Genomic DNA, 8,803 nt, shown 5'->3' with positions numbered 1-8,803 from the left:
AAATGATTAAAAACACACAAATAACCCCTAAATTGCGCCTTGAAAGCAAAAACGGAATATAGTAGGGACGATTATTATGAAATTTGATAAATCAGATGTTTTAAAGGCCTTATCAACTGTAGATGATCCCGATCTTAAACAAGATCTCGTTTCATTGAACATGATTAAGGATGTTGAAGTATTTAGCGATGCAGTAAAATTTACAGTGGTATTGACCACACCGGCCTGCCCGCTAAAAGAGCTTATTAAAAAAGACTGTACTGAAGCTATACATGAGCATTTAGATAAAAATTTAGATGTCGAGATTCATATGACATCTAACGTAACTACGGCAAGAGAAAATACACCCGTATTACCTGATGTAAAAAACATCATTGCCATTGCCTCTGGTAAAGGCGGTGTAGGCAAATCTACAACCACAGCCAACCTTGCTGTGGCTCTAGCCAAAACAGGTGCTAAAGTTGGCGTTATAGACGCAGATATTTTTGGCCCCTCAATGCCGACCATGTTTAACTGTGAAGGCGAGCAACCAGGTGTGAAAAATGTGAATGGTAAAAATATCATTCAACCACTGGAGCAATATGGCGTCAAGCTGATTTCTATTGGTTTTCTTGCTCCTGCTGATAATGCAGTAGTTTGGAGAGGACCTATGGCAAGCTCTGCCCTCAAGCAATTTATGACCGATACGGACTGGGGGGAACTCGATTATATGTTAATTGATTTACCACCAGGCACGAGTGATATTCACCTTACGTTGGTACAAACTGTGCCTGTAACAGGAGCTGTAATCGTTACAACCCCTCAAAAAGTAGCGCTGGCCGATGCCCGTAAGGGACTTAATATGTTTAGGCAACCGCAAATAAATGTACCTGTTTTGGGTATCGTAGAAAACATGTCTTACTTTACACCAGAGGAACTTCCTGACAACAAATATTATATATTTGGACAAGGCGGAGGGCTGAACTTATCAGAAAAGTATGACGTTCCTTTACTCGGAGAAATACCGATTGTGCAAAGCATAAGAGAAAGTGGTGACAACGGCTTTCCGGCAGTAATGAAAGAAGGAATTACAGCTGATGCTTTCACTGATTTGGCAGAAACATTGGCCCGACAGGTGGCGATAAGAAATGCCAGCAAAGAAAAAACTAAACCTGTAGAGATTAAAACAGTATAATGGAAACTACAAAAAACGTATCTACAGAACTTACGGAACGCATAGACAGGGCTTTAGATAACATAAGACCTTATTTAGAGACAGACGGTGGTAACGTAAAAATTATAGAGATTACCGATGACATGGTGGTAAAATTGGAGTTATTGGGTGCTTGTGGAAGTTGCCCGATGTCGACCATGACTTTGAAAGCAGGAGTTGAAGAAGCCATTAAAAAAGTGGTGCCTGAGGTTACAGCGGTTGAAGCCATAAATATTACACAACCAGACGACCCAAATGCCAAGTTACCTGACAACATGTTATAGTATAAAATACTAAGCTGGAAAAAGACAATAAATATTGCCTATACAAAAGCCTGCTCAAAGCAGGCTTTTTGTGCTTAATGCTGGTTGCCTTTATAAATAAAACCCCGGCACAAGAAAAATGCGGTATAGTTTCTTATCAGAAACAGCTTAAAGCCAAATACTTACAACTCGAAGGACAATCTGAATTTGAAGGCTGGTTAAAGCAAAAAATTGATGAGCGTAACCAAACGCCTTCGTTTGCCCGGCAAGAGGCCGAAATTATCACTATACCCGTTGTTGTTCACCTCATTCACGATGGGGAACCAATTGGAGATGGCAAGAACCTTTCTCTGGCACAGGTAGAATCACAAATTACAGTGCTTAATGAAGACTTTAGGAGAACTAATAAAGATGCCTCTAACACACCAACAGCCTTTCTTCCCGTAGCTGCGGATATTGAAATTCAATTTGAGTTAGCAAAAAGAGATCCTGAAGGGCTATCAACAGATGGGATTGTAAGAGTACAAGGTGGAAAATCAGTCTATCAAATCAATGATCAATATGAACTCAAAAGGCAAAGCTATTGGCCGGCAGAGGATTATTTAAACATCTGGGTTGCTGATATTGGTAATGGATTTCTGGGCTTTGCTCAGTTTCCTGTATCTACACTGCAGGGCCTCGATGATGCCAGCAACTATGCCCTTACAGATGGCGTGGTTGTAGATTATCGAGCTTTTGGATCTGTAGATTACGTGCCCGATGCAGATTTATCTTCAAAATACAACCTGGGGCGTACTACCACCCATGAAGTTGGGCACTTTCTAGGCTTAAGACATATCTGGGGTGATAGCGGTGAGTGTACCATAGATGATTTTTGTGATGATACTCCTGCAGCCAATGGTAGCAACAATGGTTTGGGCACTTGTACTTTCCCTGGCCCTACCTCCTGTGGCAATGATGAAATGTTTCAGAATTACATGGACTACACCGATGATGTCTGTATGAATCTCTTCACGGAAGATCAGAAAAGCAGAATGCGGGTAGTCATCGATAACAGCCCAAGAAGAGCAAGCCTTAAAACTTCCAAAGGAAATGTAGCTCCCGTCATGGTTGCCAATGACCTGGGCATAAGAAAGATTTTATCTCCTCAAGCTTCTGCCTGTGAGCTAAGTATAACTCCGGTACTGGAAGTGAGAAATTATGGTACTAATACAATTACATCATCTTCGATAACTGTAAAAGTAAATGGCGTGGTTGAAGAAACATTTCCTTCCAGCCACTCACTGACATATCTCGAGATAGATACTGTTACATTTACTCCAATAGAGTTGCCATCTACTGGGAATTATACCATTGAGTTTGAAATAGCCACAACCAACGGGGTGAGTGATGGCAATGCTGATAACGACCAATCCTCGGTGAATATCAACATACCTGAGACTGTTGAGTTGCCTGTGATTGTCGACTTTGAGGAGCAGCCGATTCTATGGACCACTCAAAACCTCGATGAACTTGATACCTGGGGCATTGTAACGGCACCATTTAATAATGCTTCCAATCAAGCTTATCGCATGGAATTTTACGAATATGAACTAGAAGGAGAAATTGATATTTTCACCTCTCCGGTTATAGACATGAGTAACATAAACTCAGCGGCCTTAATGTTTGATGTGTCTTACGCTAGATTTTCAGCTATTAACGATGGCTTAATTGTAACAGTTACCGAGATGTGTAACGATGCACTAACCCAAGCTGATACTGTTTTTGCAAAATTTGGAAATGACCTAAGCACGATATCAACTACCAGCTATTTCGTGCCATCCGGCCCTGAAGATTGGCGTAATGAGTTTGTAGATTTAAGTGCATACGCAGGTAGTGAAAAAGTACGCGTATCGTTTATAGCCTTTAACAGCTTTGGCAATAACCTCTACCTTGATAATATTGGGATTGTAAGCAATGACAATGAAGATATTACACTCGAAGAAGTTATCTCACCATCACGAGTTACCTGCCAAAACAGTCCTCCACTTCAAGTGAGCATTAAAAATGTTGGCGGTATTGCCATAGGCTATTTTGAGCTTCAATACATTATAGATGGTGGATCAAATAATACGGTTGTCTGGCAAAGCGTAGATTCTCTTACAAGTCAGGAGTCTGTAACACTTACTGTAGACCTGCCAGTGTTAGCTGAGGGTAGTCATACCATAGAATTATTTGCATTAAACCCTAACATGGAAGAAGAACCAAATACTGATGACAATTTCATTAATTATATTTTTGAAATTGATAACAGCAGTGAAGATCTGCCTGTAAAAGAGAACTTTGAGAGTCTCGACACTAGTCTTTGGACAATCATCAATCCCGATCAAGATATAACCTGGCAAATACAACCAACCACCAAAGGTCAGTCACTTGTGCTTAATGCTAGTAATTATGAGGTCTTTGGTCAAAAAGACTGGTTTGTATCCCCTATTCTTGATTTTAGCAACACCAATGTAGCTAGTCTTGGCTTTGATTTGGCCTATTCACTTCTTGAGGGTAATGCTGAAGAACTTGAAATTTATGTTTCCACAAACTGCGGTGAAACCTATCAAAACTTACCTATTTATTCTAAAACTGGTGATCAACTCAATACCACTTTTGAAAGCTTTGAAAATTTTAATCCCACTGCTGATAGTCTGTGGCGCACCGAAAACATTGACCTCAGTGAGTTTATCGGTGAAGAAAACGTAAGGATTGCTTTTGTCAGCACCTCAAACAATGGGAATAATATTTACCTGGATAATATTCAGGTATTCACTACTGAGACTGACAATCTAATTCAGAATGCACTTTACCCCAACCCAAGTTTAGACGGAGTCATAAAACTAGGCTTTACGCTAAACCAAAAAGAAGACGTGAGAATATTGGTTTATAACAGAACAGGGGCTTTGGTACTAGAGGAAGTAAAACCAAATACCCTTAATCAAACTTACCGATTAGACCTCTTTGGCGAGCCCGCTGGTTTGTATATTGTAAAGGTAGTGGGAGAAACTTTTTCATTCACAAAAAGTTTGATTCTCACTAATAGAAATTAGGCACAAGTCTCTCTATTTATTCCCTATATTTGGCCCGTCTGAGTTAATTGACCACATATGAGTAAAAAAACATCAGTAGCAATTCTATTTGGTGGCAAATCGGTAGAGCACGCTATTTCTATAAACTCTGCAAAAAACATTGCAGAATATATCGACAAAGGGCTTTTTGAGCCTTTACTTATAGGCATTTCGCCTCAGGGCCAATGGTTTTTAATGGATGAAGTAAATGGTGATTTTAACAAAGGTAAAGCCTTAAATTACAGTCTTTCTCCTCAACAAATCGGCTTCATTTCAGAAGATAGACAATTGATATCTCCCGACATTGTATTTCCGGTGCTGCATGGTACAGATGGAGAGGACGGCACCATTCAAGGCATGCTCAAAGCAATGAATATTCCGTTCGTTGGCACTGGTGTTTTGGGGTCTGCTGTGTCTATGAACAAGCTTTACAGCAAAAAACTCATGAATGCTGCTGGCATACCTACCAGTAAGTTTTGTCACTTTTCCGTAGAGGATAAGGATACTTTGAGTTATGAAAAGCTAAAAGCTGAGCTGGGCCTACCTTTTATGACCAAAGCTGCTAATCTGGGTTCTTCCGTAGGTATTTACAAGGTTGAAAGCGAAGAGGAGTTTAAAAAAGCTGTTGATGGCGTTTTTAAATACGACAATACAATGCTGTGCGAGTCATTTGTAAAGGGTAGAGAGCTTGAGTGTTCTGTTATGGGCAATCAGCAACCTGTAGCTTCGGTACCGGGAGAAATCGTGGTAAGCAGCGATTATGCTTTTTATACGTATGAAGCTAAGTACTTAGATCCTGATGCAGCCAAACTTCAAATACCAGCCAAAGTTTCTGATGAGATTTCTGAGGAAATAAGAAAGCTTTCTATTGAAAGTTACAGAGTACTGGGGTGTGAAGATTTTGCGCGTGTAGATCTTTTTCTAAAAGAAGATGGTAGTATTTTGATTAATGAAATAAATACAATTCCCGGTTTCACAAACTCAAGTATGTTTCCGATGATGTGGCAGCATGATGGCATTTCTTTTGCAGACCTGATCACCAAAATCATCAATATGGCGGAAGCACGCTTTGATCGCAGCAAAAAACTCGTAAAAACTTACAAGCCAGACTAAATGGCTAACTTTTATTATAAGAAATGCCTAAGTTTGAACGTTAAGTAAATTCAAATGAAAATAGCTTCTAATACCTTAAAAGGATTTCTCATCCACTTTCTCATCATAATCACCCTTGTTGTGGGTGGTGTGTTGTTGTTTTTTAACGTTTACCTACCCAACTATACAAACCATGGAGAAAGTATAACCGTGCCCGACCTGGAGGGCATCCATATGGATGAAATAGAGGATTTTCTCGTAAAAAGAAACTTACGGTATGAAGTAAATGACTCTACTTATACCGAAAAATACGACCCACTGACTATTGTAAAACAATACCCTAAAGCTGGTGCCAGGGTGAAAGAAAATAGGAAGATATTTATCTCAGTAAACAGAGTAAAGCCACCTACAGTGCCTGTACCAAGTCTTGTAGATCGTTCTTTACGAAATGCCGAGGCGGTTTTAAAGAGTAACGAATTAAAACGAGGCACTATAAAATATAAGCCGAGTCCTTTTTTAAACCTTGTTTTAGAAATGTACATCGATGGTGAACTAGTTGAGGCAGGTAAAAAAATTGCTAAAGGATCTACTATCGATTTAGTGGTAGGTGACGGCTACGCCAGATCCACTTTTGACGCACCGCAACTTGTTGGTTACGATTTGGAAGATGCCCGATTTATAATCTTAGGTTCTAACCTGGAAGTTGGTCTGGTGACCGTAGAAGGTGACACGGCTGGTAGAAAAAGTATTGTATTTAAGCAGCAACCTGAGTCTGGAGATCGTGTGCGTATCGGGGACATTATAAATGTATGGATTGCTCCGGAATCTGACACCTTGCGCCTGGGTGGTGACGATGATGACGCGCAGGCGTTGCTAAATGACTAATTATTATATGAGTTTTTTTCGTTTTGGTATATTTTCAATGTTTTTGCTGGGGAGCATATGCGCTTCAGGTCAGCTAAAAATATATCCCATTAAGCAAGAAGTCTCTAAAAAGAATAAATCAATAAACGCAAAAACAGAATCAACCACCATCTTTCTTCCTATATGGGATGATTTCTCACAATCACAAGGGCAACCCGATTCTACCATATGGTTTGAGAGTGAGAATGTTTTTGTAAACGGAGGTTTAGGTTTGCAGCCCCCTAGTTTAAATGTGGCTTCTTTCGATGGCCTACAGGCCGATGGTACACCCTACCTTGGTAGTGCCTCGAGTACCGGCCTTACAGATGTGCTGACCTCCTGCCCTATTGACCTCACGGTTCACTCACCTGCTGACAGTATCTATTTAAGCTTTTTCTATCAGTTTTCTGGTCTGGGTGAAGTCCCCGATGCTGCTGATTCGATCCGACTTCAATTTTACAACTCAACAGACTCAGTTTGGAACACAATTTGGCCAAATACCGATCAGCCTCTGGTAAGAGACGGGGAATTTAAGCAAGTGCTTTTACCTGTTGCAGACCCTAAGTACTTTACTGATGCTTTTCAATTTAGGTTTCAAGCTTTTGGTAGGCAGTCAGGCCCATTTGATGTGTGGAATGTTGATTATATTTATATAAATGAGGACCGTAATTTTAACAGTACAGCATACCCCGATCGCTCTATTGTAAGTAAATTAACTTCTCCTTTTTTAAATAATTATACGAGTATTCCCGTAGCTCATTTCAATGATACTTTACAAAATACAAGTATCGTCATATCCAACCTTGATATAGACGAACGTTCTGGTCAAGATGTAAATTTCGATGTGACAACACAGGTTACTCACTTCAATGACAGCGTAGTTTCAGATCAATTTATTTTTAATGAAAGCAGTGAAATATTAAGAATAGATCTAGGTGCTTATGAAACTAGAGCGTTACCAACATCTGCACCTCGAAGTGCTTTGAATGTAGACGCAGATTCAACAAAAATAGAAGTGTTTATAACATTAAATAGCGGTGATGAAGATGACACTGATGGTGATGAATTTAAGAATTTCCCTTTGACCAACTTTAACAGAAACGACACTACTACTGCCACTTTCAATCTCAAAGATTATTATGCATATGATGATGGGGAGGCCGAAGCTGCTATTGGGCTCATCACCAGCGGACGAAGATTGGCCTACCAGTACGAAAAGCTTGGCGATACATTAAATTACCTGATAGCCTTTGACATTTACTTTCCGTACGTCAACTCTTCTCCTAATGGTAAAAGCATCGACCTGATGGTATGGAGCGACATTGATACTGCCCAGAATAGTGACGAAGTAATGCTGAGAGAACCTATTTCGATAAGTGTAAAACCAGGCCTCAATCAGTTCACACGATTTGAATTGCAAAATCCGGCATTTATTGAGGATTCGATATTTTACATCGGTTTCAGACAAAACACAACTGAGGTCGTTGCTGTAGGCCTTGATAAGAACTCAGATACGCGTGACAGAGTGTTTTTTAATGTATCGGGCAAATGGGAAGTCAACAAAAACATTTCTGGAAATATGATGATGCGCCCTGTTTTTGGTCCCGAACCAGAAACAATTACTGACATACCGGAAGTTAACGAGAAAGTCATCAGGATTTACCCTAACCCGACAAAGGGTACTCTTAGAATAGCCAATTATACCGGGCCTTTCGAAATATTAAGCATGGACGGCAGGCTTATGATTCGTGAGGAATTAAATGAAGGAAATACCGTAGATATAAGCAACCTACCAACTGGGCTATATCTGGTTAAACTGATAAGAGAAGATAAAGTGATTACGCGAAAAATCATTAAACAATGAAGATGATAACAGCATCGGAACTTAAAAACAGAACGGATCAGGAGGAGCTTATTATCATTGATGTTAGGGAAACCTGGGAATACGAGGAGCGGAATATTGGAGCTAGAAACATCCCTCTGGCAAGCTTACCTGATCAGTTAGAAGAGCTGGCGCCTCATAAAGAAGAAGAGGTTATTGTACACTGTCAGTCCGGAAAAAGAAGCCAACAAGCTCAAAAATACTTATCAAAGCAAGGTTTCACCAACGTAAAAAGCTTAAAAGGCGGCATTGAAGCTTACACCAATTGACAATGAACAATTAACAATGAGCAATTAGCAATCTGTCTTTTTGAGGCTTTCGAAGTCTGTAATCCTTATTTAGCACATCACTCAGAGGACGACCTTAGGAGTCCGAA

At 40.0% G+C, this 8,803-nt stretch carries 7 protein-coding genes; all 7 read left to right on the top strand.

From position 1 onward, the window contains the following. Positions 1 to 76 precede the first annotated feature (76 nt). The 7 genes from E1176_RS10815 to E1176_RS10785 all read left to right on the top strand — a co-directional run bounded on the left by E1176_RS10815 (position 77) and on the right by E1176_RS10785 (position 8,696). Positions 77 to 1,174, top strand: a complete 1,098-nt coding sequence (locus tag E1176_RS10815; protein ID WP_155210627.1) for an Mrp/NBP35 family ATP-binding protein — start codon at positions 77 to 79, stop codon at positions 1,172 to 1,174. Beyond that, positions 1,174 to 1,476, top strand: a complete 303-nt coding sequence (locus tag E1176_RS10810; protein WP_155210626.1) for a NifU family protein — start codon at positions 1,174 to 1,176, stop codon at positions 1,474 to 1,476. Before E1176_RS10815 ends, E1176_RS10810 begins: the two co-directional genes overlap by 1 nt. A gap of 77 nt (positions 1,477 to 1,553) precedes the next feature. Then, positions 1,554 to 4,532, top strand: coding sequence for a T9SS-dependent choice-of-anchor J family protein (locus E1176_RS10805; protein WP_155210625.1), 2,979 nt, complete (start codon positions 1,554 to 1,556; stop codon positions 4,530 to 4,532). Positions 4,533 to 4,589: 57 nt separating this feature from the next. After that, positions 4,590 to 5,663 (top strand): D-alanine--D-alanine ligase family protein, encoded by a 1,074-nt coding sequence (locus E1176_RS10800; RefSeq protein WP_155210624.1) that lies wholly within the window; start codon positions 4,590 to 4,592, stop codon positions 5,661 to 5,663. 54 nt (positions 5,664 to 5,717) lie between these two features. Continuing rightward, complete coding sequence (locus E1176_RS10795; RefSeq protein ID WP_155210623.1) at positions 5,718 to 6,527, top strand: PASTA domain-containing protein; 810 nt, start codon at positions 5,718 to 5,720, stop codon at positions 6,525 to 6,527. Positions 6,528 to 6,534: 7 nt separating this feature from the next. After that, complete coding sequence (locus E1176_RS10790; RefSeq protein WP_185152750.1) at positions 6,535 to 8,409, top strand: T9SS type A sorting domain-containing protein; 1,875 nt, start codon at positions 6,535 to 6,537, stop codon at positions 8,407 to 8,409. After that, positions 8,406 to 8,696 (top strand): rhodanese-like domain-containing protein, encoded by a 291-nt coding sequence (locus E1176_RS10785; protein WP_155210621.1) that lies wholly within the window; start codon positions 8,406 to 8,408, stop codon positions 8,694 to 8,696. Before E1176_RS10790 ends, E1176_RS10785 begins: the two co-directional genes overlap by 4 nt. The last annotated feature ends 107 nt before the right edge of the window (positions 8,697 to 8,803 follow it).

The sequence above is a fragment of the Fulvivirga aurantia genome, from assembly GCF_009711475.1.
Classification (GTDB): Bacteria; Bacteroidota; Bacteroidia; order Cytophagales; family Cyclobacteriaceae; genus Fulvivirga; species Fulvivirga aurantia.
The sequence above is the reverse complement of the archived record's forward strand: the minus strand, read 5'-3'. Positions and strand labels throughout refer to the sequence as shown.